Source organism: Nocardioides sp. CCNWLW216, assembly GCF_037120545.1.
GTDB lineage: Bacteria > Actinomycetota > Actinomycetes > Propionibacteriales > Nocardioidaceae > Nocardioides > Nocardioides lianchengensis.
Genome location: NZ_JBBBBJ010000004.1, coordinates 294416 through 316696, shown reverse-complemented (window position 1 = coordinate 316696; position 22281 = coordinate 294416). Strand labels below are relative to the sequence as shown.

Here is a 22281-nt window from a genome sequence, read left to right as displayed (position 1 = left end):
CGGCCGGCCGGGGTGGTGGGGAGGGTCTGGTGGGGCCGCCCGGATGATTCACCGGCTGACCGGGGAAGCTGGCACTGGGCGGCCGAAGTCTCGGCCCCCCCCAGTGCCGACTTCACCCGACAGCCTGCCGGTCAGTCGCCGCGGACCGACTGGAAGGGGCCGTGCACGACGTACTGCTCCTCGCCGTTGCCGGGGTCCATGACGCACTCGTACCAGAGCGGCTTGAGCTCCTTCGAGACCGCGCGCTGGTTCTCGTAGCCCGGGGGCGTGGCGTCGCAGCGCTCGCTCTCCAGGGCGAGCTGGAGGTAGCCCCGGAAGGCCAGCACGAGTAGGACGAGCGCGCCGCCGATCCCCGCGACCAGCACCAGCCGGCGGAGGCGGGAGCGCGGTCGGGCGCCGGTCATCACACGTCCAGCACCGCGATCGCCGGCTCCTCCAGCGATCCCATCCAGACCCGGCCCTCGTGCTCGCGCACGCCGGTGACCATGTGGTAGCCGTCGGGGTTGTCCGAGGCCGGCACGTCGAGGTCGTGGACGAGGGTGCCGCGGTCGTCGTACGCCTGGACGCGGACGGTCGCCTGCGGCTTCGGCTGGAGGCGGGCCGGGATCTTGGTGACGGCGCGACGGAGGGTCAGCGGGCCCTTCTGGAGTCGCTCGACGAGCGGATCCTTCGGGCTGGCGATGGTGACCCAGATCAGGCCGTCGCTCCCGCGAGAGATGTTGTCGGGGTAGCCCGGGAGGTCCTGGCAGAGCAGGTCGCGCATCCCGGCGCGGTCCCCCGTCAGCCAGCGTCGTACGACGGTGCGCGCCCCGCTCTCCGCGACGCAGACGAAGTCCTCGTCCTGGCTCAGCGCGACCCCGTTGGCGAACGCCAGCTCGTCGATGACGACGTGCACGCTGCCGTCGGTGTCGAGGCGGAGCAGCCGGCCGGTGCGGGTGTTCTGGACGAAGTCGTCCTTCCAGCGCTCGATGCCGTACTTCGTCGAGGAGTCGCTGAACCAGACGGTGCCGTCGGAGGCCACCGCGGCGTTGTTGCAGAAGACCATCCTCGTCCCGCGCACCGAGTCCGCGACCTGCTCGACCGCGCCGCTGGCGGTGTCGACCCGCAGCAGCCCGCGGTGCGCGTCGCAGACCACGAGCCGGCCGTCGAGGTCGAGCTCGAGGCCGAGAGGGCGCCCGCCGGTGTGGGCGACCCGGTCGACGTGCGACCCGTCGTGGCTGACCCGGAAGATCCCGCCGTCCGCCGTACCGGTGAACACGGCGCCCTCGTCGCGGCCGCTGGTGCCGACCACGACGTCCTCGGCGCCGTCGGCGGGGACGGGGATCACGGTGAAGGTCATCGCGCCACCGTAGCGGTCGGCCCGACCTGTGCGTGGCAGGGTGGAACGCATGCGCCGAGCCCTCGTCGTCCTCGTGACCGCCACCGCCCTGGCGGCCCCCGCCACCGCCGTCCACGCGTCCGGGCCGGAGGTGACCGGCTACGCCCTCCCCGGCCTCCCGCACCGGGTCCTGGAGCGCAACGCACCCGGGCTGACCACGCTCACCGTGGTGGGTGCATCGATCACCGCCGACGGGCGGCGGGCCGTCCGGCCGCCGGCGGACTCGGTGCGGCTGGGCCGGAAGGCACGCCGCGAGGGGCTGCGCACCGAGCTGCTGGTGAGCAACTACAGCGACCGGATCGGCGACTTCGACACCCGGGCGGCCGGTCGGCTGCTGCGCAGCCCCGCGAACGTACGACGGGTCGCGCGCCAGCTGGCGTCGTACGTCGAGGCCGGTCGGTGGGACGGCGTGAACCTCGACCTGGAGGCGCTGCAGCCGCAGGACGGCCCGGGACTGGTCCGGCTGGCCGCGGCCCTGCAGCGGCGGATGCCTGCGGCGCGGACCGTGTCGGTCGACGTGTCGGCGAAGGGCTCGGTGCGGGACTACCGGCGGGCCGGCTACCGGCTCGGCGCGCTCGGCCGGGCCGTCGACCTGGTGCAACTGATGGCCTACGACCAGCACGGCCCCACGTGGAGCGGTCCGGGGCCGATCGGCGCGCTGCCCTGGCAGCGCCGCACCCTGGGCGCCCTGCTGACGCAGGTCCCGGCCGCGAAGGTCGACCTCGGGGTGGCCGGCTACGGCTACACCTGGCCGCGCCGCGGCACCGGCGGGCCGGTCACCGTTGCCCAGGCCCGCAAGCTGGTCCGGCGCGACGGGGCCCGCGCGACCTGGGACGCCCGCGCCGGCGAGTGGCGCGCGCGGCTCGACGACGGGACCGCCCTGCGCTGGTCCGACCGCCGCTCGCTGCGGCTGCGACGCGCGCTGGCGCGCGAGCAGGGCCTGCACGGCCTGGCGATCTGGCGGATCGGCTCGGCCGACACCGTGCCGGCGGGCCGGCCGTGATCGCGCTGCGCCCGCCCTCGGCCGACCTGTACGACGCGTGGCTGGCCTGCGTCCGCGACTTCGGCGACGGTCCGCGCGACGGCTCCGGCGACTGGCAGGTCCCCGATTTCGGCCCCGACCCGACGACCTTCGCCGCGCTCCTGGAGATCACCACGGCCGAGGCCGACACGTCGCGCGAGCTGCCGGAGGGGCACGTCCACTGCGACTACTTCTGGGTCTTCGCGGACACCGAGATGATCGGCTTCGTTGCCGTCCGGCACGCGCTCGACAACGAGTTCCTGCGCACGCTCGGCGGGCACGTCGGCTACAGCGTGCGGCCGTCGTACCGCCGACGGGGCCACGCGACCGCTGCCCTCGGCCTGGCCCTCGACCGGGCTCGCGAGCTCGGGCTGGAACGGGTGCTCCTCACCTGCGACGTCGACAACGTCGGCTCGGCGCGCACGATCGAGAGCCAGGGTGGGGTGCTGGAGGACGTCCGGCAGGGCAAGCGGCGCTACTGGATCGCGGTCCGCTAGGCCCGCCCCTGGAGGCCGGCCGCCCAGTCGACGACCGCCGCGCAGAGCACGTCGACCGGGAGGGCGCTGTCCAGGCGCAGCACCGGGCGGTCCAGGTCGTCCAGCCACTCCTCGTGCCGGACGCGGGACCGGCCGTCGAAGCCGGGGTCGTCGTACCCGCGGGCCCAGGCGAGGAACACGGACGTGGCGTCGTCGATCGGCGCGCCGCCTCGACGGAGCAGCTGTCGGGCCTCGAGCCGGGCCAGCCGGACCTCGGGGTCGAGGGTCAGGAACACCACGCCGTCGCACCGCTCGACGATCTCGTCGCCCCACCCGAGCATCGAGCCCGACAGCACCCACGCGGGGCGCGGCACGAAGATCTCGTTCATCAACCGGAGCCGATCGGCCGGTTCGCGCTGCTCGACGTACGCCGGGCTGGTCGGGACCCAGAAGTAGTCGTCGGCGTCGGCGTGCGGGACGGACAGCGCACCGGCCACCGCCCGGCCCAGGGTCGTCGTGCCGGCACCGCTCGCGCCTGTCAGGTGGAGGCGGCAGGTCATGGTCCGACCCTAGGACGTCGTCACATCCGGGCCGCGAACCGCCGCCCGCGCAGCGCCTGTTCGACCAGCCCGACGGCCCGTCGTACGCCGGCGAGCCGCGCCTCCTCGGTGAGCCAGGCCTGGACCGCCGCGTCCACCACGTCCGGCGGGACGACGTCGCGGAGCTCGGCCCGGGCTTCGCTCAGCGCCCGCCGGGTGGTGGCTTGGCAGGCCTCGACGTGGAGCACGCCGAACCGGGCGAGCACGAGGGCGTGGCGGCGCAGCACGGCGTACGAGCGGTACTCGGGCGGGCACTGGTCGAGCAGCCAGTCGACGGCCGTCCGCTCCCAGTCGGGAGCATCGGGAGGGCGGACCCCGGCGGGCCAGCCGGGAGGAGCGACGGACATGCCCCCACCCTAGCTCACGAGTCGAACGCCTGTTCGAGATCGGCGAGGAGCGGATCGCGGAGGCCGACCGCGTCGAGCGCCCAGAACGGGTCGCAGTAGACGAGCTGCCCGACCATCCACGGCTCCCAGGCCTCGAACGTGATCACCTGGAACGCCGGCTCGGGGATCCGGGTCGAGGGCCGCACGAAGCCGAGGCCGCTGGCCCGGGCCCAGCCCCGGGGGCCGTAGTAGTCGGGCGAGCCCTCCAGGAACACGGCCGGTACGCCGGTCCCGCGCGCGGACGACACGGCGGCCTCCAGCAGGTCGGCCCCGATCCCCCGCCCCTGGTACGGCGGCTCCACGGCCAGCGGGCTGAGCACCAGCACCTCGACCAGCGCCTCCCGGGCGTCGACCCACGACTGGCTCAGCTGCACGTGCCCGACCACGACCCCGTCGGCCTCGGCGACCAGGCTGGCCCGGGTCCGACCCGCCGCGTCGAGCGCCCGCACCAGCTCCGCGACGTGCGCGCCGTCGTCACCGAACGCCTCGGCGACGATCCGCTCCACCTCGGCCCGGTCGTCGGCCGCCTCGGGCCGGATCTCCATGCCGCTCCGCTCGCCGTTCACGCCGACGCCAGGAAGCTCAGCCGCACGTCGCGGTCGTGGTTGTCGACGTTGAGGTCGACCAGGCAGATGCTCTGCCAGGTGCCGAGGGCCAGCTCGCCCTCGATCACCGGAACGGTCGCGTACGGCGGGATCAGCGCCGGCATCACGTGCGACCGGCCGTGGCCGGGCGTGCCGTGCCGGTGCCGCCACCGGTCGTCGGCGGGCAGCAGGTCGGCGAGCGCCGCGAGCAGGTCGTCGTCGCTCCCCGCCCCGGTCTCCAGGACGGCGATCCCGGCCGTGGCGTGCGGGACGAAGACGTGCAGGAGCCCGTCCCCCCGACCCGCCACCCACGACGCGCAGTCGCGCGTGATGTCGAGGACGGCGTCCCGGTTACCCGTGCGAAATCGCTTCGTCTCCGTGTGCATACCGCGATGCTAGATAGTGCGGTCCCATGGAGGTCCTGTCCCGCGCCTGGCGCACCGACCTGGCGCTGCTCGAGGGCTCGGGCAGCGTCGTCGAGCACCACGGCACGTACGTCGTCGTCCGCACCCCGGACAACCCGGGCTTCCGGTGGGGCAACTTCCTGCTGCTGCGGACCTCGCCGAAGCCGCGCCAGCTCGACCGCTGGCTGGAGGTCTTCGCCGACGTGCTCCCCGACGTCCGGCACCGCACCTTCGGCGTCGACGACCCCGCCGGCGGCCGGGCGGCCCTGAAGGTCTTCGCCGACCGGGGCTACCGGACCAGCGAGTCGACGGTGCTCACCGCCGACGACGTGCACCCGCCGCGCCACCCCAACCACGCCGTCGAGCTGCGACCGTTGGCGACCGACGACGACTGGGCGCAGCGGGTCGACCTGGCCATCGCCTGCAACACCGACAGCGCCGGGCCGGCGTTCGAGACGTTCGCGAGGCGCCAGGCCGAGGCCGAGCGCCGGCTGGCGGCGAGCGGCAGCGGCGCGTGGTTCGGGGCCTTCGACCGGGGCCGGATGCTGTCCGGCCTCGGCATCTTCCGCGCCGGCCCCGACCTGGCCCGCTTCCAGAACGTCGAGACCCATCCCGAGAACCGCGGTCGCGGCCTGGCCGGCACCCTCGTCCACCACGCCGGCCGGCACGCGCTCGACACCCTCGGGGTCTCGGCGCTGGTGATCGTCGCCGACCCCGACTACCACGCCCTGCGGATCTACCAGGGCGTCGGCTTCCGCGGCTCCGAGACCCAGCTGCAGGCCGAGCTCGACGCGGTGTGAAACCGCGGACATCCCTGCCCCGGGCGTCTATCGTCGTCCGCGACCACCCGGTACCGCCTGCGAGGAGCACCTCCGTGATCAAGGACGTCGTGATCAAGGACGGCGAGCTCCGGACCTGGGTCCTCATCGCGTCCTCCGCCCTGCTGGGCTGGGCGTTGCCACTCGGAGGATGGTCGACCACCCTGAGCGCCGTCGCCTACAGCGCCCTGCTCCACCTCGCGTCCGATGCCCTCATGCGGGCAGCGCGCCCCGGCTTCGACCTGGAGTCCGTCTCGGCCCACGCCGTCGGGATCGGCGCCATCTGCGGGCTGGCGGCCCACCAGCTGCCCTCGCCGGCGGTGGTCGGCGTCGGGGTGTCGACGCTCGTCGTGCTGGTGCTCGCTCTGGAGACCGTCTCCCGCCTGAGCAGCCGGCGCCGTCCCCGCGTGGTGCCGGTCCCGGCGAGCCGCTAGACCGCGGAGCCCGTCCCGCCGGTCGGGTTCGGCGTGCCCCCGGCGCAGGTCACGCCCTGCTCCGGTGCGGTGACACCGCCGCCGTACTCCTCCAGGAAGAGCGCGAGCCGGTCGTCGTCGGCGCCGTCGAGGCGCAGCTGGCGGCCCCACACCGTGACGACCACGGGCGCGGGCAGGTCGTCGTACGGCGAGAGGATGCCGTTCTGCGGCAGCACCTCGGCCAGCGCCGCCACGTCGTCGTCGGACAGCCCCGGTCGGTAGGTGATCCACACCGTGCCGTGCTCGAGGTCGTGGACGACGTTCTCGTCGCGGACCGGGACGTCGTACACGCCGCAGTCGAGCCAGACCTCGTCGTGCGGTCCGCCCATCGGCGGCGTCGTCGGATACGACTGGTCGCCCGTGACGTGGTCGGTCCGCAGGTCCTCGGCCACCACGACCTCGTCCAGGTTCGCCGGCCCACGCTCCGGGTCGTCGGCGAGCAGCGCCACCGGCAGCGCGACCGCGCCGACGACCAGCGCCACGGCGGCGACCAGCGCCACGACCAGCCGGCCGGTACGCCGGGGCGGCGGCGTCTCGCCCAGCGACTGGAGGAACACCTCCCCCGGCGGCGCCGGCGGCGGCGGCGCCGTCGGGAACGGCTGGTACGGCGGGGGCGGCGGGGGCCCGTCGTGCGACATCAGGCCTCGAGCGCCCGCTCGATGCGCTCGACCTTGGCCGTCAGCTGGCCGTCCCACCCGGGCCGGATGTCGGCCTTGAGCACCAGGCCGACCCGCGGGGAGACGGCCGCGACCACGTCGACGGCGCGCTTCACCACCGCCATCACCTCGTCCCACTCACCCTCGATGTTGGTGAACATCGCGTTGGTCTCGTGGGGCAGCCCGGACTCGCGGACGACGCGCACGGCCGCGGCGACGGCCTCGGTGACGCCGCCGGTCTCGTCGGCGGTGGTGGGGCTGATGCTGAAGGCCACGATCATGGCTCCACGGTAGCCAGCGCGTCGGCGGCGTCCGGCACCAGCGTCCGCAACCGGGCCAGGGCGTCGCGAGCCTGCGACTTGACCGTGCCCACCCCGATGCCGAGCACCTCGGCCGTCTGCCGCTCGGTGAGGTCCTCGTAGTAGCGCAGCACGAGCACCGCTCGCTGCCGCGGGGCCAGCCGCAGCAGCGCGGCCCGGAGCACCTCGCGGTCGTCGAGGTCGGGTCCGGCGACCGGCCGGTCGGGCAGCACGTCGGCCGAGTGCTCGCGCCACCGCCGCCCCCGCCAGCGGCTGACGTTCTCGTGGACCAGGATCCGGCGCACGTAGCGCTCCGGGTCGTCCGCGATACGCCGCCACTTCGGCACCGCCTTGACCAGCGCCACCTGGACCAGGTCCTCGGCGTCGGCGTGCTGACCCGTCAGGAGGTACGCCGTCCGCAGCAGCGCCCCGCGCCGGGCCGCGACGTACTCCTCGAACCCGCTGCGGTCAGGGGCGAACACGACGCCTCCACAGGAGGAGGGCGCCGGATCCGACGCCCAGTACCACGACCAGCCACACCAGGAGGTCGTGGCGCGGGCCGGGCACCACCGGAGGCTCGACCCCGTCCACGAGCGGCGCGGACCAGAGGTCCGCAGCGTAGACCGGGGCCATCCCCTGGTCGGGACCGGTCGACAGTCGCTCCTCGACGGACTCACCCGTGACGACGTCGACGATCCTGACCGCTCCCTGGAAGTCGTCGACCACGACGCGCCGCGAGTCCCGCCACCCGAGGATCCGACCGGGCTCGATGTCGATCTTGATCTGCCGTCCCGATGCCGCTGCCGGGGTGTGCCCCGCGTAGAGGAACCAGTCGGTCGCCACATCCGCGGCCACCTTGCGATGGCCGATGTAGGCGAACCCGCGACCATGCGGGGCGAACGACGCCTGAACCACCTCTTGGGGCACCACGACCCGCGACGTCGTGCGCGAGACGGGATCGAGCGTGAAGGTCGTCGTGCTGCGGGACCACACCACGCCGTGCGGTCCGGCGCCCATGTTCGGCAGCCAGTACTTGCCGGGTGCCTCCGCCTCCAGGGGCTCTCCCGTCTCGACGTCCCAGACGACCAGTGCGTCCGTGCGGTTCGTGACCGGGAGCTCCTTCGAGTAGCTCGTCGCCAGGAAGCGTGAGTCCCCGGTGAAACCGAGGTCGACACCTTCCGACTGCTGAGGAGCCGGCATCTCCGGATCCTCAAGCTTCCTCGCCCGGCCCGTGGTGTTGTCGTAGACCGCCCACCCCGCCACCGCGACCTCGCCGTCGGACCCGGCCACGAAGCGGGTGTAGCCGATCCTCGTGCCGTCCGGGGACAGGGTGAGACTTCCCGACCCCAAGCCCAGGCGGGCCTCCGGTGTGGTCAGGAAGGGCAGGTCGATCCAGCGCGCACTCCCGTCCACCGCGGACACCCCGAACACCGAGGGGGCCGTTCGCATCCCCGTCAGTCCGTCCCGCCACTTGCGCATCCCGACGGCGATCGCCGCCAGCGGACCGGGAGGTCCTACCTCGTCCGAGCCTGGCGCCCATCCGCTCGGGGCGTGCACCGTCCGCGGCAGATTGCGCTCGGTGCGGCCCAGGTCCACCGGATCCGGCCCCGCGAGGTGGCGCGGACCGAGCATCAACGCACCTGCCGCCACAGCCACGACGACGAGACACCAGGCCGCGGCCGCCTCCACCCGACGCCGGCGCCCGTAGCGCCGTCCCCGATCCCACAGCTCGGGCTCGGGGCCGCCCTCGGGGGCGGTGTCGGCCAGGTCGGCCAACCGGTCGTGCAGGGTGCTCATCGACGTCCTCCAGGAGTGGGTTCACCCCTCACACGCGACGAGGGCCCCGGACGGAGGGGTCAGAAGACGACGTACTCCTTCGGGCGGGCGAAGAAGCCCGCCTCCGAGGAGAGGCTGATGCAGAGGATGCCGCCGAGGTCGTTGAGGCACTGGACGTCGCCGGCGCGGGCGGCCTCGCCCGGGTTGAGCACGTCGGGCATGTCGCCGCGGATGGTGTCGGTGTTGCACACCGGCTGCACCCGGCCGTCCTGGAACTCCAGGCGGCCCACCTTGGTGGTCAGCGCCTCGCCGCAGACCTCCGGGTCCTCGGCGCCGTCGCGCTCGCCGAGCTCGCAGCCGGGGAACAGCTCCTTGTCGTCGAGCACGCAGTAGATGTCGGTGTCGGTCTGGAACCGGCGGTACGACGCGGGCTCCTGGCCGAGCGCGTCGAAGCGCTCCACCGCGTCGTCGTACGACTGCGGCACCTCGGTGGGCGCCGGCGGCTCCTCCGAGGGTTCCTCCGACGGCGTCTCGCTCGGCTCCTCGGACGGCGTGGGCTCCGGGGTGGGTGACGGGCTCGGCGTCTCCGTGACCGTCACCGTGGCCGACGGCTCCTCGGCCGTCGACGACGCGTCGTCCCCACACCCGGCGAGCGCGCCGCCCAGGAGAACGACCCCGCAAATGACCTGTGCCACCCTGCTCCGCTTCACAGAGAGCAAGGGTGGCACAGGTCAGAGGTGGATCAGCGGAGGCGCTCAGGCCTTCCGCAGGTTCCGCAGGACGTACTGCATGATGCCGCCGTTGCGGTAGTAGTTCGCCTCGCCGGGGGTGTCGATCCGGACCACGGCGTCGAACTCGACGTCGCCGGCCTTGACCTTGACGGTCTTCGGCGTGCGGCCCTCGTTGAGCTCGGTGATGCCGGTGATGGAGAACTCCTCCTCGCCGGTCAGACCCAGCGACTCGGCGCTCTCGCCCGCGGGGTACTGCAGCGGGATCACGCCCATGCCGATGAGGTTGGAGCGGTGGATCCGCTCGTACGACTCGGCGATGACCGCCTTGACGCCCAGCAGCGAGGTGCCCTTGGCCGCCCAGTCGCGCGACGAGCCGGAGCCGTACTCCTTGCCGGACAGCACGACCAGCGGGATGCCCGCGGCGATGTAGTTCTCCGAGGCCTCGAAGACCGAGGTGACCTCGCCGCCGTTGGTGAAGTCACGCGTGACGCCGCCCTCGGTGCCCGCCGCCAGCTGGTTGCGCAGCCGGATGTTGGCGAAGGTGCCGCGGATCATGACCTCGTGGTTGCCGCGGCGCGAGCCGTAGGAGTTGAAGTCGCGGTTCTCGACACCGTGCTCGGCCAGGTAGCGGCCCGCCGGGGAGTCCTTCTTGATCGCGCCGGCCGGGCTGATGTGGTCGGTGGTGACCGAGTCGCCCAGCTTCAGCAGCACCCGCGCACCCGCGATGTCGGAGACCGGCTCGGGGGTGTCGGGCATCCCGTCGAAGTAGGGAGGCTTCCGGACGTACGTCGACTCCGGGTCCCAGGCGAAGGTCTTGCCCTCGGGGGTCGGCAGCGACTGCCACTGCTCGTCGCCGGCGAAGACGTCCTGGTAGCTGTCGCCGAACATCTCCGAGTTGATCGCCTGCGCGATCGTCTCCTCGACCTCGGACGGCGACGGCCACACGTCCTTCAGGAAGACGTCGTTGCCGTCCTGGTCCTGGCCCAGCGGGTCGGTGAACAGGTCGACGTCCATCGAGCCGGCCAGCGCGTAGGCGACGACCAGCGGCGGCGACGCCAGGTAGTTCATCTTGATGTCGGGGTTGATCCGGCCCTCGAAGTTGCGGTTGCCGGAGAGCACCGAGACGACCGACAGGTCCTTCTCGTTGACCGCGGCGGAGACCTCGGGGATGAGCGGGCCGGAGTTGCCGATGCAGGTGGTGCAGCCGTAGCCGACCAGGTTGAAGCCGAGCTTGTCGAGGTACGGCGTGAGGCCGGACTTCTCGTAGTAGTCGGACACGACCTTGGAGCCGGGGGCCAGCGTCGTCTTGACCCACGGCTTGCGCTGCAGGCCCTTCTCGACCGCCTTCTTGGCCAGCAGGCCCGCGCCGATCATCACCGACGGGTTGGAGGTGTTGGTGCACGACGTGATCGCCGCGATCGTCACCGCCCCGTGGTCGAGGGTGAACTTCGTGCCGTCCTCCAGGGTGACGTCGACGGGGCTGCTCGGCCGGCCGCCGTCCTTCGCCGCCGCGGAGAGGTGGTTGCTCGGCGGCGCGGAGGTGCCGTGGCCGTTGCTGGTGGCCGGGTCGGACGCGGGGAAGGTCTCGGCGACGGACTCGTCGTACCCGTCCTCCTCCTCGCCGGCGACGTAGTCCTTCAGCGAGGCGCGGAAGGACTGCTTCGCGTCGGTGACCTGGATCCGGTCCTGCGGGCGCTTGGGGCCGGCGATGGACGGGACGACGGTCGCCAGGTCGAGCTCGAGCTTCTCGCTGAAGCGCGGCTCGGCCTGGGGGTCGTGCCACAGGCCCTGGGCCTTGGCGTAGGCCTCGACGAGCGCGAGCTGCTCGGGCGAGCGGCCGGTGAGCTCGAGGTACTTGGTGGTCTCCTCGTCGATCGGGAAGACCGCGATGGTCGAGCCGAACTCGGGGCTCATGTTGCCGATCGTGGCGCGGTTGGCCAGCGGCAGCGCGGAGACGCCCGGGCCGTAGAACTCGACGAACTTGCCGACGACGCCGTGCTTGCGCAGCATCTCGGTGATCGTGAGCACCAGGTCGGTGGCGGTCGAGCCCTCGGGCAGGTCGCCCGACAGCTTGAAGCCGACCACGCGCGGGATCAGCATGGAGACGGGCTGGCCGAGCATCGCGGCCTCGGCCTCGATGCCGCCGACGCCCCAGCCCACCACGCCGATGCCGTTGACCATCGTGGTGTGGGAGTCGGTGCCGACGCAGGTGTCGGGGTAGGCCTGCAGGGTGCCCTCGACCTCGCGGGTGAAGACCGTGCGGGCCAGGTGCTCGATGTTGACCTGGTGGACGATGCCGGTGCCCGGCGGGACCACCTTGAAGTCGTCGAAGGCGCCCTGGCCCCACCGCAGGAACTGGTAGCGCTCGCGGTTGCGCTCGTACTCGATCTCGACGTTGCGGCCGAAGGCCTCGGGCGAGCCGAACACGTCGGCGATGACGGAGTGGTCGATGACCATCTCGGCCGGCGCGAGCGGGTTGATCTTGGACGGGTCGCCGCCGAGGTCGGCCATCGCCTCACGCATGGTGGCGAGGTCGACGACGCAGGGGACGCCGGTGAAGTCCTGCATGATCACGCGCGCCGGCGTGAACTGGATCTCCTTGTCGGGCTCGGCCGTCTCGTCCCAGCCGGCCAGCGCCTTGATGTCGTCGGCGGTGATGTCGGCGCCGTCCTCGGTGCGCAGGAGGTTCTCCAGCAGCACCTTCAGGCTGAACGGGAGGCCCGCGACGTCCAGGCCCTCCCCCGTGACCGCGTCGAGGCGGAAGATCTCGTAGGACGTCCCGTCGACGTCCAGGGTGCTCTTCGCACCGAAGCTGTCCTTGCTGGCCAAGGCCTTCATCTCCTCATTCGGATCTGCACGTCTGCGGGTCTCTCCCGCCATCTTGCCGTCGCCGGTCGTCACGGAAAAAGGAAGGCTGACCTAACTTGGTCCGGCCTGAGCGACGGGGATATCTCTTGACGTCAAGATACACGACGTCGAGCAGAAATGCGGACAACCCCGGCGGTCGGTCCGGGGTTGTCCTGCTCGGGAGGGAGCGGTCAGCAGACGACGACCACCGAGAAGGAGCGCTGCGCGGCGGCGCCCGCGCTGTCGGTGGTGGTGACGAAGAGCCCGTTCGGCACGCCAAGGCGGCCGGTCACCGTGGCCTGCCCGTTCCCGGGGTCGCCCGCGCCGGGCGCGCTCATCGAGACCACCGCCGCGCAGTCGGTGATGTCGGTGTTGAAGCGCACCTCGTAGCCGAACAGGGCGGGACCCGACGACGTCGCACCCAGCGACTGCCCCGGCACCAGGCTGCCGTCGGCGTTGACCAGGGCGGCGAGCACGTTGCCCGCCCGGCCCGCGGTGGTGGCGAACGCCGCCGAGGGCACCTCGCCGAGGGTGGACTCCTTCACGTCCGCCCCGGTGAGGGAGTCGTTCTTGACCCTGGTGGACGTGACGGCGTTGCGGGCCAGGTCGGGGTTCTTCACCGCGCCCGCCCGGATCTGCTTGGACCCGACGGAGTTCTTGGCGAGGGCGCCGGCCGCGACGGCGGTGCCCCCACCGCCGAGCACGAGGACCAGGGCGAGGGTGGAGGCGACGTTGGCGTAGGTGAACCGGGAGGAGGTCATGGCCGTCAACCTAGGAACGCGGCCCCGGCCCCCGGCATGGCCCGCACGGGTCATGGCGCGGGGGCCGGGCGTCGTACTCGGGGGCTCAGCCCTGGGCGAGCTCCGCGACGTGCTGCCACTGCTCCCAGCCGGCCAGCCGGCCCTCATAGTCGGCCTTGGCGATCCCGAGCGGCGCGGCCCCGAAGAACACCCGCAGCGGCGGCTCGTCCGCGTCGACGACGGCCAGCACGGCCTTCGCGGAGGCGGTCGGGTCGCCCGGCCCCGCTCCGGCCGACGACTGCTGACGGCGCTGCTCGGCCCGGCGCTCGCGCGCGGCGTCGTACGCCGGCAGCGGGGTGGCGTGCTTCGCCGAGGGGCCGCTCCAGTCGGTCGAGAAGCCGCCCGGCTCGATGAGCGTGACGTGGATGCCGAACTCCCCCACCTCGGCGGCCAGCGACTGGCTGAAGCCCTCCAGGGCCCACTTGGACGCGTGGTAGGCCGACAGGTTGGGGAACGCCGAGATGCCGCCGATCGACGACACCTGCAGGACGTGGCCCGAGCCCTGCTCGCGCAGCAGCGGCAGCGCGGCCTGGGTGACCCACATGGCGCCGAAGACGTTGGTCTCGATCTGCGCGCGCAGCTCCTCCTCGCTGAGCTCCTCGACCATGCCGAACTGGCCGTAGCCGGCGTTGTTCACGACCACGTCGAGGCGACCGAAGTGGTCGTGGGCCCGCTGGACGGCGGCGAAGTCGGCCGCCCGGTCGGTGACGTCGAGCTCGAGGACGAGCAGCGCGTCGCCGTACTGCTGCACGAGGTCGTCGAGGGTGGTGGTGTCGCGGGCGGTGGCGGCGACGCGGTCGCCGCGGTCGAGGGCGGCGACGGTCCACTCGCGACCGAAGCCGCGGGACGCGCCGGTGATGAACCAGGTCTTGCCGGATGAGTCGGTCATGTCCTCGAACGTACGACCTGGAGCGCACTCACACTCAAGCCGGCACGAGCCGGGCGACGCACTCCACGTGATGGGTCATCGGGAACAGGTCGAAGGCGCGCAGCCCGGCGACCACGTAGCCGTGCTCGGCGAAGATCGCCACGTCGCGGGCCAGTGCGGCGGGGTCGCAGGCGACGTAGGCGACGGCTCGCGGGGACCGTGCGACGACCTGCTCCACGACGGCGCGCTTCGCCCCCTCGCGGGGCGGGTCCAGGACGACCAGGTCGAAGGGGTCGTCGTACGACGTGGCGAGCACCTCGCCGACGTCGCCGGCCCGCACTTCGGCGGTCGGGACGTTGCGGGTGGAGAGGGCCGAGGCCCGGGCGTCGCCCTCGACGGCCACCACCCGACCCTCGGGGCCGACGGCCTCGGCGAGGAAGCGGGCGAAGAGCCCGACCCCGGCGTACAGGTCGAGGCAGCGGTCCCCCGGCTGCGGCGCGAGCGCCTCCACGACGGCGGTGACCAGGGTGTCCGGCGCTCCGGGGTGAACCTGCCAGAAGCCGTCCTCGGCCACCGCGAAGGCGTGCCCGAGGGCGGTGTGGTCCGACGGCGCGGGCGCCTCGAGGAGGCACTCGTCGACGGCCACCAGCCGGTGCGAGCGGTGCTGGCGCATGGCCCGGCGACCGTCCGGGAGGGTCGCGTAGCGCTGGCGGGTGCGCCAGTGCAGGCCGGCGTCGTCGCCGGGGACCGCCTCCACCACGACGTCGAGCTCCAGGCGCGCCAGCCGCGAGAGCTGCTCGCGGACCACGTCGGCCTTCAGGGCGCGCTGCCGGTCGAGCGCGACGTGCTGGAAGTCGCAGCCCCCGCAGCGGCCGGGGCCGGCGTACGGGCACGGGGCCTCGACGCGGTCGGCGGACGCGTCGAGGACCTCGACCGCGTCGCCGCGCCAGAAGCGGTCGCCGTCGGTGCCCTCGGTGATCACCAGGACCACCCGCTCGCCCGGGACGGCGTGCCGGAGGAAGACCACGCGGCTCTCGGGCTCGGGGAGTCGGACGATGCAGTGGCCGCCGTGGGCGACCGGGCCGACCTCGGCCTCGAAGCGCTCGCCGACGCGGGAGCGCCCGCGGGCCTTACGGGCTCGGGGGTGACGCGGGCTCACCGCGGGACCTGGCCGTCGTCGCGCTTGTCGACCTGGCCGCGGCGCAGGTCACCGGGGCGGACTCGGAAGTCGTCGCGCAGCTCCCGCTCCTGGGCGATCCGGGACGAGCGCAGCTGGTAGGGCACCGAGATGACCATGACGCCGGGGGTGAACAGCAGGCGGCCCTTGAGCCGCAGGGCGGTCTGGTTGTGGAGCAGTTGCTCCCACCAACGGCCGACGACGTACTCGGGGATGTAGACCGCGACCACGCCGCGCGGGTTGGCGCGGCGGATCTCAGTGGCGTACTCGACCACCGGCCGGATCAGCTCCCGGTACGGCGAGTGCAGCACCTTCAGCGGCACGTCCATGCGCCGCTCGTCCCACTCGTCCAGCAGCCGGTTCGTCGCTGCCGGGTCGGCGGCGACGTAGATGCCCTCGAGGATGTTGGGCCGGGTGGCCTTGGCGAAGGCCAGGGCCCGCAGCGTCGGCTTGTGCAGCTTGGAGACCAGGACGATGGCGTGCACCCGGGTGGGCATCAGCTTGTCGTCCTCGTCGGCGGCGAGCTCCTCGGCGACCTGGTCGTAGTGGGTGCGGATGCCCCGCATCAGCAGGAAGAATCCGATCATCGCCAGGATGGTGATCCAGGCCCCGGCGAGGAACTTGGTGATCAGGATGATGACCAGCACGACCGCGGTCATGGCCAGGCCGATCGTGTTGATCACCCGCGAGCGGGCCATCTTGCGCCGTACGGCGGGGTCCTTCTCGGTCGCGAGGTGCCTCGTCCAGTGCCGGATCATGCCGAGCTGGCTGAGGTTGAACGACACGAAGACGCCGACGATGTAGAGCTGGATCAGCTTGGTGGTCTCGGCGTCGAAGGCCAGGATCAGCGCGATGGCCATCGCGGCCAGGAAGACGATGCCGTTGCTGTAGGCCAGCCGGTCGCCGCGGGACCCGAGCGCCCGCGGCGCGAAGCCGTCCTGGGCGAGGATCGAGCCGAGCACCGGGAAGCCGTTGAACGCCGTGTTGGCGGCCAGCACCAGGATCACGCCGGTGACCGTGACGACGAGGTAGAAGCCGGGCGAGAAGTCGCTGAAGACGGCTCGCGCGATCTGGGCGATCACGGCGTGCTGCTCGTAGTCGCTGCCGACCGGCGTGCCGTCGCCGTACGTCAGCCGGTCGAGGTCGTGCGGGTCGACGTACCGGATCCCCATCTGGCGGGCCAGCACGATGACGCTGACCATCATCGTGATCGCGATCATCCCGAGCAGCAGCAGCGTCGTCGCGGCGTTCTTGCTCTTCGGCCGCTTGAAGGCGGGGACGCCGTTGGAGATCGCCTCGACCCCGGTCAGGGCCGCGCACCCCGACGAGAACGCCCGGGCCAGCAGGAGCAGCAGGCCCAGCGTCGTGAGGGGCTCCTCGAGGCCCGGCTCGGGCTTGATGAGCAGGTCGGCGCTCTCCACCGCGGGCAGGTCGCCGAGCAGCATCCGCAGGAACCCGTACGCGCACATGCCGAGGATCGCCACCATGAACGCGTACGTCGGGACCGCGAAGACCCCGCCCGACTCGCGGATGCCGCGCAGGTTGATGGCCATCAGCAGCACCACCGCCACCGACGCGGCGGTCGCCTCGTGGCCCTGCAGCGCCGGGATCGCGGACGCGGCGTACTGGGCGCCGGAGGAGATCGACACCGCGACGGTCAGCACGTAGTCGACCAGCAGCGCGCTGGCCACCGTGGTGCCGGCCGTCCGGCCGAGGTTGACGGTCGCGACCTCGTAGTCGCCGCCCCCGCTCGGGTAGGCGTGCACGGTCTGGCGGTAGGAGGCGATCACGACCGCCATCACCAGGGCGACGGCGAGCCCGATCTTCCAGGAGAAGGAGTACGCCGACACGCCCGCGAGCGAGAGCATGATGAAGACCTCGTCGGGGGCGTAGGCCACCGAGGAGAGCGCGTCGCTGGCGAAGACCGGCAGCGCGATGCGCTTGGGGAGCAGCGTCTCGCCCAGCTGGGAGCTGCGCAGCTTGCGCCCCAGCAGGATCCGCTTGGAGACGTCGCCAGCACCCACGAGGCGGAACGCTACGGGACTCGGCGTGATTGCGGCGCCTTAGGGATACGGTTCATGCGTGCATGTCGTGATCATGGGCTGTGGCCGCGTCGGTTCGACGCTCGCCCGCAGCCTCGAGGACCGCAACCACACGGTGTCGATCATCGACAGCGAGCCCGACGCCTTCCGGCGCCTCGGACCCGGCTTCAACGGCGACAAGGTCACCGGCATCGGATTCGACCAGGAGGTCCTGGAGAAGGCCGGCATCCGCCGCGCCGACGCGTTCGCGGCCGTCTCCTCGGGCGACAACTCCAACATCATCGCCGCCCGCGTGGCCCGCGAGACGTTCGGCATCCAGCAGGTCGTGGCCCGGATCTACGACCCGGGCCGCGCCGAGGTCTACCAGCGCCTCGGCATCACGACGGTCGCCACCGTGAAGTGGACGGCCGACCAGGTGCTGCGCCGGCTGCTGCCGGCCGGTGCCGAGCCGGACTTCCGCGACCCGTCCGGCACCATCCGCCTCGACCAGGTCCCGGCCCCCGAGCCGTGGGTCGGCGAGCGCACCGTCGCGTTCCAGGAGCAGACCCGGAGCCGGATCGCGTGGATCGACCGGCTCGGCGAGGGCATGCTCCCGACCCGCGAGAGCGTGATCCAGGAGGGCGACCTGCTCCACCTGGTGATGCGCGAGGAGAACGCGGCCCACGCCTACCGCGTCGTCGAGCGCGGACCCGAGGAAAGCTGAGGCCCTGACATGCGCGTAGCCATCGCCGGAGCCGGCGCCGTCGGGCGCTCGATCGCCCGTGAGCTGATCCAGAACGGCCACCAGGTGCTGCTGGTCGACAAGAACCCGGACTCGATCAAGCCCGAGCGGGTCCCCGACGCCGAGTGGCTGCTGGCCGACTCCTGCGAGCTGTCCTCGCTGGAGGAGGCGCGGCTCGACAAGTGCGACGTCGTCATCGCCGCCACCGGCGACGACAAGGTCAACCTGGTGACCTCCCTGCTGGCCAAGACGGAGTTCGGGGTCCCCCGCACCGTCGGCCGGGTCAACCACCCCAACAACGAGTGGCTGTTCAGCGAGGCCTGGGGGGTCGACGTCAACGTCTCGACCCCGCGGATCATGTCGGCCCTGGTCGAGGAGGCCGTCACGGTCGGCGACCTGGTCCGGCTGTTCACGTTCCGCCAGGGCAAGGCCAACCTGGTCGAGATGACCCTCCCCGCGGACTCGCCGTACGTCGGGAAGCCGACCGGGCTGATCCCGCTCCCGGAGAACTGCGCCCTGGTCACCATCCTGCGCGACGGCCAGGTCTACGTGCCCGACCCGGAGCAGCCCGTCGAGTCCGGGGACGAGCTGCTGTTCGTCGTACCGGCCGAGGGTGAGGACGCGCTGGAGCGGCTGCTGGCTCCGGAGAGCCACCCCGGCTAGCGCCTCGGCAGATCGCGCTCGCGACCCGGAACGGGGTCCCGACACGCGACTTCGTTCCTCAGTCGCGCCGCTCGCTCGACCACCATCGGGAGGTCCGCTGGTGCGTCCCTCCTACTCCGCGGTGAGCCCATGGTGCGGCTGGTCCTCGATCGGCGTCGCGTCGCGGGCGAGCAGCCAGATCATCGCGCCCCAGGAGCCGATCCGCAGCGCCCAGCCCAGGCCGAGCCGGAGGATGCCCAACAGGGCCACGGCCAGGTCGACGTCGATGGTGTCGCTCCAGCCGAGCAGCCAGATCGGGCCCTGGATCGCGACGCCGACGGCGCCGGGCAGCAGGAACAGCCAGGTCAGCCGGGTGCACAGCCGGACGACCTGCTTGTCGGCGTGCCAGGCGGTCGGGTCGCCGGTGACGCTGCCGAGCATGAACCCGACGAACGGCCAGCCGACCAGGCAGGACGCGGTCATCACGACGGTGTAGCCGAGGCTGATCAGGATGCCGGGCAGGAAGAAGGCCAGCGCCTGGTCGGACTCCGAGCCGCCCGAGCTGGCGGCGATCCGGACGAAGACCCAGCCGATGGCGATCGCGAAGAAGGCGTTCAGGACGTACTGGACCGTGCTCCGCTGCACGAGCCGCAGGACGAGGCAGACCGCAGCCGCCGCGACGCTGACCACCAGCGCCAGCTGGAGCTCCTTGGTGGTGAGCCAGAGCAGCGTGAACAGGATGCCGGGGACGCCGGCCTCGAGCATCCCGCGGCGGCCGCCGAGGGCGCTGGCCATCTGGGCCCGGACCAGAGCCTCGACGGTGTCGACCGAGACCGTCGGCTTGGCCGCCGCCGAGGACGGCTGCTGCTCGGCGGTCACGGCATCAGCTCGTAGCGCGGGTTGTAGAGCACCCGGACCCCGTCGTGCTGGCCGATCCGGCCCTGCACCTGGATCGAGCGGCCCGGCGCGATGCCGGCGATCCGCCGCCGGCCGAGCCAGACCAGGGTGATCACGCCCGAGCCGTCGAACAGCTCCGCTTCGAGGGCGGGGACGCCGCCGCGGGGGCGCAGGGTGACGGTCCGCAGAGTGCCGCGCAGCTGGACCCGCTCGCGGTCCGGGGCGGTCGCGATCGTGTCGTGACCCGCGTCGGCGTAGGTCTCGCGCATGTCACGGGCGTGCTGGTCGCTGCTGTTGGCCCAGCGACTGATGCTGCGGCGCAGCCGGCTCTTCTCCGCCATCACCGGCTCACGGGGTGGGCGGCTGGGCCGCGGGCTGGTCGACCTTGCGCGCGTTGGCGGGCAGGACGACCGGCAGCGGCTCGCCGACCGGCATCGCACCGACACCGCGCTGCACGGCGACGCTGCGAACGGTCTCGATCCACTCCTCCGGCAGCGACTCCTCCAGGGCCGGGCGGCCCATCACGGTGGCGCGCAGCAGCCATCGGTCGCCGTTCACCCCGACGATCACGGACGGCTGGGTGGCGGTGCTGCCGTCGGGACGGCGTACCTGCAGCTGGCAGACCAGCTCGGTGCCGAACTCGCCCTCGCGCTCGGAGGCGGTGCCGCCGCGGCGGGCCATGTCGGCCGCCAGCTGGGGACGCACCTCGGACCACAGGTCGCCGTTGCGGGGCGCGGCGAAGGCCCGGAGCTCCACGGCGCCCTCGGGGGCGGCGAGCAGCACCGACTGGACCGTGCCCGAGGCCTCGTCGACCTGCAGGCGCAGCTCGCGGCCCTCCTGGGGCGCGACCAGCAGCGACCCGAGGTCGACCCGCTCCACCCCGTCCTCGGGGAGGTCGGCGGCGTCGAACGGCCCGACCGGGGCCGGGACGTCGGCGGCGTCGGTCGACGGCTCGGCCGGGGTGGTGTCGGACTTGCGACGGAACTTCACTTCGAGCTGCTCCTCGGTGCGGGGCCCTGCGACGGGTGGGTCGGGCGGCTCAGGATCTGCCGAACCCGCCGGTAGAACCGTAGCCCCCGTCGCCACGGACCGACGCGGGGAGTTCGGAGACCTCGACGAACCGGGCCCGTTCGAACCGCTGGACGACGAGCTGGGCGATCCGGTCGCCCCGCCGCAGCTCGATCGGCTCGGCCTGGTCGTGGTTGACCAGGAGCACCTTGATCTCGCCTCGGTAGCCGGCGTCGACGGTGCCCGGGGTGTTCACGATCGACAGCCCGTGCCGGGCCGCGAGGCCGGACCGCGGGTGCACGAGGGCGACGTACCCGTCCGGGAGGGCGAGGGCCACGCCGGTCGGGACCAGCGCCCGCTCCCCCGGCGCCAGCGTCACGTCGACGGTCGTGAGGAGGTCGGCGCCGGCGTCGCCGGGGTGGGCGTACGACGGCAGCGGGAGGTCGGGGTCGAGACGCAGCACCTGCACGTCGAGGTCGGGGTGGGGCACTCGCGGAGCGTACCGACCGGGATGGGAAACTCTCCTCGTGCCCGACTCCCCTGCCCCCGGCTACGACGAGCGCCTCGGCGTCCCGCTGCGCTGGTGGGTGCAGGGGTTCATGTTCACCGCGAGCCTCTGGCTGGCCGTCCTGGCGGCCCTCCCCGAGGCCGCCGCCTGGGCGGCCACCGGTGTCGTGGCCGCGCTCGTGTCGGCCCTGTTCCTGGCCTACGGGTCGGCCCGGATCAGCGTCCACGACGGTGTGCTGCGGGCCGGGCGGGCGCGGATCGAGGCCCGGCACCTCGGCGCGGTCGAGGCCCTGGACCCCGAGGAGGCCCACCGGGCGGCCGGTCGTGAGGCCGACGCCCGCGCCTACCTGCTCCTGCGGCCCTACCTGAAGCGCGCGGTCCGGGTCGCCATCACCGACCCGGCCGACCCGGCGCCGTACTGGCTGCTGAGCACCCGTCGTCCCGACGAGCTGGCCAAGGCCCTGGCCTCGCTGTCTGACGCTCCGACCGCTGGGTAATGTCCTGCCATGGCCAAGGACAGCTCCAAGATCTGGTCGGCCTTCTCCCTCGTCTCGGCCCTCGGGGCCGCGGCACTGGCGAAGAAGGCCGCTGACGCCACCTGGAAGGTGACGACCGGGAGGAAGCCCCCGGAGAACCCCGCCGACCCCGATGTCGAGATCTGGGAGGCGGTCGCCTGGGCGGTCACCAGCGGCGTGCTGGTCGGCCTGGCCCGGATGCTCGCCCAGCGGCGGGCGGCGTCGTACTACGCACGCTCCACGGGTCACCTGCCGCCCGAGCTGCGCCGCGACGGCGAGTAGCCCCCGGCAACAGACCCCGACACGACAGAAGGCCGCGACCCCCGAGGGGGTCGCGGCCTTCGGGCGTCGCGTCCTGGATCAGGCGCAATCGCGGCAGATCATCTTCTTCTCGTCGGCCAGCTGCGACCGGTGGTGGACCAGGAAGCAGCTCATGCAGGTGAACTCGTCATCCTGCTTCGGCTTCACCTCGACCGCGAGCTCCTCGTGGGACAGGTCAGCACCGGGGAGCTCGAAGGACTCGGCCGCCTCGGTCTCGTCCTCGTCGACCTTGCCGGAGTTCTTGTCGTGACGTCGCGCCTTGAGCTCTTCGATGCTCTCCTCGGACTGGTCTTCCTCGTTCTTGCGCGGTGCGTCGTAGTCGGTCGCCATAGCGT

General features: G+C 72.7%; 29 protein-coding genes. 8 read left to right on the top strand and 21 right to left on the bottom strand.

All coding sequences use genetic code 11. The annotated features are described in order from the left end of the window. Positions 1-131 precede the first annotated feature (131 nt). Both V7S47_RS11700 and V7S47_RS11695 read right to left on the bottom strand, forming a co-directional pair. Positions 132-404 carry a hypothetical protein gene (locus V7S47_RS11700; RefSeq protein ID WP_336561705.1) on the bottom strand — a complete coding sequence of 91 codons (273 nt, stop codon included), beginning with the start codon at positions 402-404 and terminating at the stop codon, positions 132-134. Then, the gene (locus tag V7S47_RS11695) at positions 404-1339 is read right to left on the bottom strand and encodes an SMP-30/gluconolactonase/LRE family protein (protein ID WP_336561704.1); all 936 of its coding nucleotides are present in this window, start codon (positions 1337-1339) and stop codon (positions 404-406) included. Before V7S47_RS11695 ends, V7S47_RS11700 begins: the two co-directional genes overlap by 1 nt. 49 nt (positions 1340-1388) lie before the next feature. Here V7S47_RS11695 and V7S47_RS11690 point away from each other — a divergent pair, with 49 nt between their 5' ends. Together V7S47_RS11690 and V7S47_RS11685 are read left to right on the top strand one after the other, a co-directional pair. Then, the gene (locus V7S47_RS11690) at positions 1389-2381 is read left to right on the top strand and encodes a glycosyl hydrolase family 18 protein (RefSeq protein ID WP_336561703.1); all 993 of its coding nucleotides are present in this window, start codon (positions 1389-1391) and stop codon (positions 2379-2381) included. Beyond that, on the top strand, positions 2378-2896 hold the full coding sequence (locus V7S47_RS11685; protein WP_336561702.1) for a GNAT family N-acetyltransferase: 519 nt from the start codon (positions 2378-2380) through the stop codon (positions 2894-2896). Before V7S47_RS11690 ends, V7S47_RS11685 begins: the two co-directional genes overlap by 4 nt. Here V7S47_RS11685 and V7S47_RS11680 read toward each other — a convergent pair. The 4 genes from V7S47_RS11680 to V7S47_RS11665 are packed head-to-tail and all read right to left on the bottom strand — an operon-like array spanning position 2893 to position 4830. Next, positions 2893-3435 (bottom strand): hypothetical protein, encoded by a 543-nt coding sequence (locus V7S47_RS11680; protein ID WP_336561701.1) that lies wholly within the window; start codon positions 3433-3435, stop codon positions 2893-2895. The genes V7S47_RS11685 and V7S47_RS11680 overlap by 4 nt on opposite strands. Positions 3436-3455: 20 nt before the next feature. Then, positions 3456-3821, bottom strand: a complete 366-nt coding sequence (locus V7S47_RS11675; protein WP_336561700.1) for a hypothetical protein — start codon at positions 3819-3821, stop codon at positions 3456-3458. Between the two features lie 14 nt (positions 3822-3835). Next, on the bottom strand, positions 3836-4405 hold the full coding sequence (locus V7S47_RS11670; RefSeq protein WP_336561699.1) for a GNAT family N-acetyltransferase: 570 nt from the start codon (positions 4403-4405) through the stop codon (positions 3836-3838). A 17-nt stretch (positions 4406-4422) separates the two neighbouring features. Then, complete coding sequence (locus V7S47_RS11665; protein ID WP_336561698.1) at positions 4423-4830, bottom strand: secondary thiamine-phosphate synthase enzyme YjbQ; 408 nt, start codon at positions 4828-4830, stop codon at positions 4423-4425. 26 nt (positions 4831-4856) lie between these two features. Between V7S47_RS11665 and V7S47_RS11660 the strand changes: the two genes are divergently transcribed. Together V7S47_RS11660 and V7S47_RS11655 are read left to right on the top strand one after the other, a co-directional pair. Then, positions 4857-5648 (top strand): GNAT family N-acetyltransferase, encoded by a 792-nt coding sequence (locus V7S47_RS11660; RefSeq protein WP_336561697.1) that lies wholly within the window; start codon positions 4857-4859, stop codon positions 5646-5648. Between the two features lie 74 nt (positions 5649-5722). Further along, positions 5723-6100 carry a hypothetical protein gene (locus V7S47_RS11655; RefSeq protein ID WP_336561696.1) on the top strand — a complete coding sequence of 126 codons (378 nt, stop codon included), beginning with the start codon at positions 5723-5725 and terminating at the stop codon, positions 6098-6100. Here the strand turns inward: V7S47_RS11655 and V7S47_RS11650 are convergent. The 10 genes from V7S47_RS11650 to V7S47_RS11605 form a co-directional block, all read right to left on the bottom strand. Continuing rightward, on the bottom strand, positions 6097-6777 hold the full coding sequence (locus V7S47_RS11650; RefSeq protein WP_336561695.1) for a DUF3105 domain-containing protein: 681 nt from the start codon (positions 6775-6777) through the stop codon (positions 6097-6099). The genes V7S47_RS11655 and V7S47_RS11650 overlap by 4 nt on opposite strands. After that, positions 6777-7076 carry a thiamine-binding protein gene (locus tag V7S47_RS11645; protein ID WP_090855013.1) on the bottom strand — a complete coding sequence of 100 codons (300 nt, stop codon included), beginning with the start codon at positions 7074-7076 and terminating at the stop codon, positions 6777-6779. Before V7S47_RS11645 ends, V7S47_RS11650 begins: the two co-directional genes overlap by 1 nt. Then, complete coding sequence (locus V7S47_RS11640; protein ID WP_336561694.1) at positions 7073-7576, bottom strand: SigE family RNA polymerase sigma factor; 504 nt, start codon at positions 7574-7576, stop codon at positions 7073-7075. Before V7S47_RS11640 ends, V7S47_RS11645 begins: the two co-directional genes overlap by 4 nt. Beyond that, on the bottom strand, positions 7563-8870 hold the full coding sequence (locus V7S47_RS11635; protein WP_336561693.1) for a hypothetical protein: 1308 nt from the start codon (positions 8868-8870) through the stop codon (positions 7563-7565). Before V7S47_RS11635 ends, V7S47_RS11640 begins: the two co-directional genes overlap by 14 nt. 80 nt (positions 8871-8950) lie before the next feature. After that, the gene (locus V7S47_RS11630; RefSeq protein WP_139175482.1) at positions 8951-9565 is read right to left on the bottom strand and encodes a hypothetical protein; all 615 of its coding nucleotides are present in this window, start codon (positions 9563-9565) and stop codon (positions 8951-8953) included. A 60-nt stretch (positions 9566-9625) separates the two neighbouring features. Beyond that, a complete protein-coding gene (locus V7S47_RS11625; protein ID WP_090855000.1) occupies positions 9626-12439 on the bottom strand; it encodes an aconitate hydratase in 2814 nt (937 codons plus the stop codon). Between the two features lie 200 nt (positions 12440-12639). Beyond that, positions 12640-13209, bottom strand: coding sequence for a hypothetical protein (locus V7S47_RS11620; protein ID WP_336561692.1), 570 nt, complete (start codon positions 13207-13209; stop codon positions 12640-12642). Positions 13210-13294: 85 nt separating this feature from the next. Further along, positions 13295-14137, bottom strand: coding sequence for an SDR family oxidoreductase (locus V7S47_RS11615; RefSeq protein ID WP_336561691.1), 843 nt, complete (start codon positions 14135-14137; stop codon positions 13295-13297). A 34-nt stretch (positions 14138-14171) separates the two neighbouring features. Then, positions 14172-15275 (bottom strand): class I SAM-dependent RNA methyltransferase, encoded by a 1104-nt coding sequence (locus V7S47_RS11610; protein ID WP_336561690.1) that lies wholly within the window; start codon positions 15273-15275, stop codon positions 14172-14174. Beyond that, positions 15272-17317, bottom strand: coding sequence for an APC family permease (locus V7S47_RS11605; protein WP_336561689.1), 2046 nt, complete (start codon positions 17315-17317; stop codon positions 15272-15274). Before V7S47_RS11605 ends, V7S47_RS11610 begins: the two co-directional genes overlap by 4 nt. A gap of 73 nt (positions 17318-17390) precedes the next feature. On the opposite strand from V7S47_RS11605, the gene V7S47_RS11600 reads away from it, so the two are divergent. After that, on the top strand, positions 17391-18038 hold the full coding sequence (locus V7S47_RS11600) for a potassium channel family protein (protein ID WP_218856499.1): 648 nt from the start codon (positions 17391-17393) through the stop codon (positions 18036-18038). A 9-nt stretch (positions 18039-18047) separates the two neighbouring features. Then, a complete protein-coding gene (locus tag V7S47_RS11595) occupies positions 18048-18719 on the top strand; it encodes a potassium channel family protein (RefSeq protein WP_090854979.1) in 672 nt (223 codons plus the stop codon). Between the two features lie 111 nt (positions 18720-18830). Here the strand turns inward: V7S47_RS11595 and V7S47_RS11590 are convergent, their stop codons facing one another. The 4 genes from V7S47_RS11590 to dut are packed head-to-tail and all read right to left on the bottom strand — an operon-like array spanning position 18831 to position 21093. Beyond that, the gene (locus V7S47_RS11590) at positions 18831-19577 is read right to left on the bottom strand and encodes a DUF3159 domain-containing protein (RefSeq protein WP_336561688.1); all 747 of its coding nucleotides are present in this window, start codon (positions 19575-19577) and stop codon (positions 18831-18833) included. Then, the gene (locus V7S47_RS11585) at positions 19574-19936 is read right to left on the bottom strand and encodes an OB-fold nucleic acid binding domain-containing protein (RefSeq protein ID WP_090854976.1); all 363 of its coding nucleotides are present in this window, start codon (positions 19934-19936) and stop codon (positions 19574-19576) included. Before V7S47_RS11585 ends, V7S47_RS11590 begins: the two co-directional genes overlap by 4 nt. A gap of 7 nt (positions 19937-19943) precedes the next feature. Next, positions 19944-20585 carry a DUF3710 domain-containing protein gene (locus V7S47_RS11580; RefSeq protein ID WP_336561687.1) on the bottom strand — a complete coding sequence of 214 codons (642 nt, stop codon included), beginning with the start codon at positions 20583-20585 and terminating at the stop codon, positions 19944-19946. 49 nt (positions 20586-20634) lie between these two features. Next, positions 20635-21093 (bottom strand): dUTP diphosphatase, encoded by a 459-nt coding sequence (gene dut / locus V7S47_RS11575; RefSeq protein WP_336561686.1) that lies wholly within the window; start codon positions 21091-21093, stop codon positions 20635-20637. A gap of 37 nt (positions 21094-21130) precedes the next feature. Here dut and V7S47_RS11570 point away from each other — a divergent pair, with 37 nt between their 5' ends. Both V7S47_RS11570 and V7S47_RS11565 read left to right on the top strand, forming a co-directional pair. Continuing rightward, positions 21131-21607 carry a DUF3093 domain-containing protein gene (locus tag V7S47_RS11570; protein WP_336561685.1) on the top strand — a complete coding sequence of 159 codons (477 nt, stop codon included), beginning with the start codon at positions 21131-21133 and terminating at the stop codon, positions 21605-21607. Between the two features lie 9 nt (positions 21608-21616). Beyond that, complete coding sequence (locus tag V7S47_RS11565) at positions 21617-21907, top strand: DUF4235 domain-containing protein (RefSeq protein WP_090854964.1); 291 nt, start codon at positions 21617-21619, stop codon at positions 21905-21907. Positions 21908-21985: 78 nt separating this feature from the next. Here V7S47_RS11565 and V7S47_RS11560 read toward each other — a convergent pair whose 3' ends face one another. Beyond that, positions 21986-22276, bottom strand: a complete 291-nt coding sequence (locus V7S47_RS11560; protein ID WP_090854961.1) for a DUF4193 domain-containing protein — start codon at positions 22274-22276, stop codon at positions 21986-21988. Positions 22277-22281 lie beyond the last annotated feature (5 nt).

What these genes read in the sequence shown, in the direction of transcription:
- V7S47_RS11700 (WP_336561705.1), bottom strand. Translation starts at nt 404, where the DNA reads ATGACCGGCGCCCGACCGCGCTCCCGCCTCCGCCGGCTGGTGCTGGTC.
- V7S47_RS11695 (WP_336561704.1), bottom strand. Translation starts at nt 1,339, where the DNA reads ATGACCTTCACCGTGATCCCCGTCCCCGCCGACGGCGCCGAGGACGTC.
- V7S47_RS11690 (WP_336561703.1), top strand. Translation starts at nt 1,389, where the DNA reads ATGCGCCGAGCCCTCGTCGTCCTCGTGACCGCCACCGCCCTGGCGGCC.
- V7S47_RS11680 (WP_336561701.1), bottom strand. Translation starts at nt 3,435, where the DNA reads ATGACCTGCCGCCTCCACCTGACAGGCGCGAGCGGTGCCGGCACGACG.
- V7S47_RS11675 (WP_336561700.1), bottom strand. Translation starts at nt 3,821, where the DNA reads ATGTCCGTCGCTCCTCCCGGCTGGCCCGCCGGGGTCCGCCCTCCCGAT.
- V7S47_RS11670 (WP_336561699.1), bottom strand. Translation starts at nt 4,405, where the DNA reads ATGGAGATCCGGCCCGAGGCGGCCGACGACCGGGCCGAGGTGGAGCGG.
- V7S47_RS11665 (WP_336561698.1), bottom strand. Translation starts at nt 4,830, where the DNA reads ATGCACACGGAGACGAAGCGATTTCGCACGGGTAACCGGGACGCCGTC.
- V7S47_RS11660 (WP_336561697.1), top strand. Translation starts at nt 4,857, where the DNA reads ATGGAGGTCCTGTCCCGCGCCTGGCGCACCGACCTGGCGCTGCTCGAG.
- V7S47_RS11650 (WP_336561695.1), bottom strand. Translation starts at nt 6,777, where the DNA reads ATGTCGCACGACGGGCCCCCGCCGCCCCCGCCGTACCAGCCGTTCCCG.
- V7S47_RS11645 (WP_090855013.1), bottom strand. Translation starts at nt 7,076, where the DNA reads ATGATCGTGGCCTTCAGCATCAGCCCCACCACCGCCGACGAGACCGGC.
- V7S47_RS11625 (WP_090855000.1), bottom strand. Translation starts at nt 12,439, where the DNA reads ATGAAGGCCTTGGCCAGCAAGGACAGCTTCGGTGCGAAGAGCACCCTG.
- V7S47_RS11620 (WP_336561692.1), bottom strand. Translation starts at nt 13,209, where the DNA reads ATGACCTCCTCCCGGTTCACCTACGCCAACGTCGCCTCCACCCTCGCC.
- V7S47_RS11615 (WP_336561691.1), bottom strand. Translation starts at nt 14,137, where the DNA reads ATGACCGACTCATCCGGCAAGACCTGGTTCATCACCGGCGCGTCCCGC.
- V7S47_RS11600 (WP_218856499.1), top strand. Translation starts at nt 17,391, where the DNA reads ATGGGCTGTGGCCGCGTCGGTTCGACGCTCGCCCGCAGCCTCGAGGAC.
- V7S47_RS11595 (WP_090854979.1), top strand. Translation starts at nt 18,048, where the DNA reads ATGCGCGTAGCCATCGCCGGAGCCGGCGCCGTCGGGCGCTCGATCGCC.
- V7S47_RS11585 (WP_090854976.1), bottom strand. Translation starts at nt 19,936, where the DNA reads ATGGCGGAGAAGAGCCGGCTGCGCCGCAGCATCAGTCGCTGGGCCAAC.
- V7S47_RS11565 (WP_090854964.1), top strand. Translation starts at nt 21,617, where the DNA reads ATGGCCAAGGACAGCTCCAAGATCTGGTCGGCCTTCTCCCTCGTCTCG.
- V7S47_RS11560 (WP_090854961.1), bottom strand. Translation starts at nt 22,276, where the DNA reads ATGGCGACCGACTACGACGCACCGCGCAAGAACGAGGAAGACCAGTCC.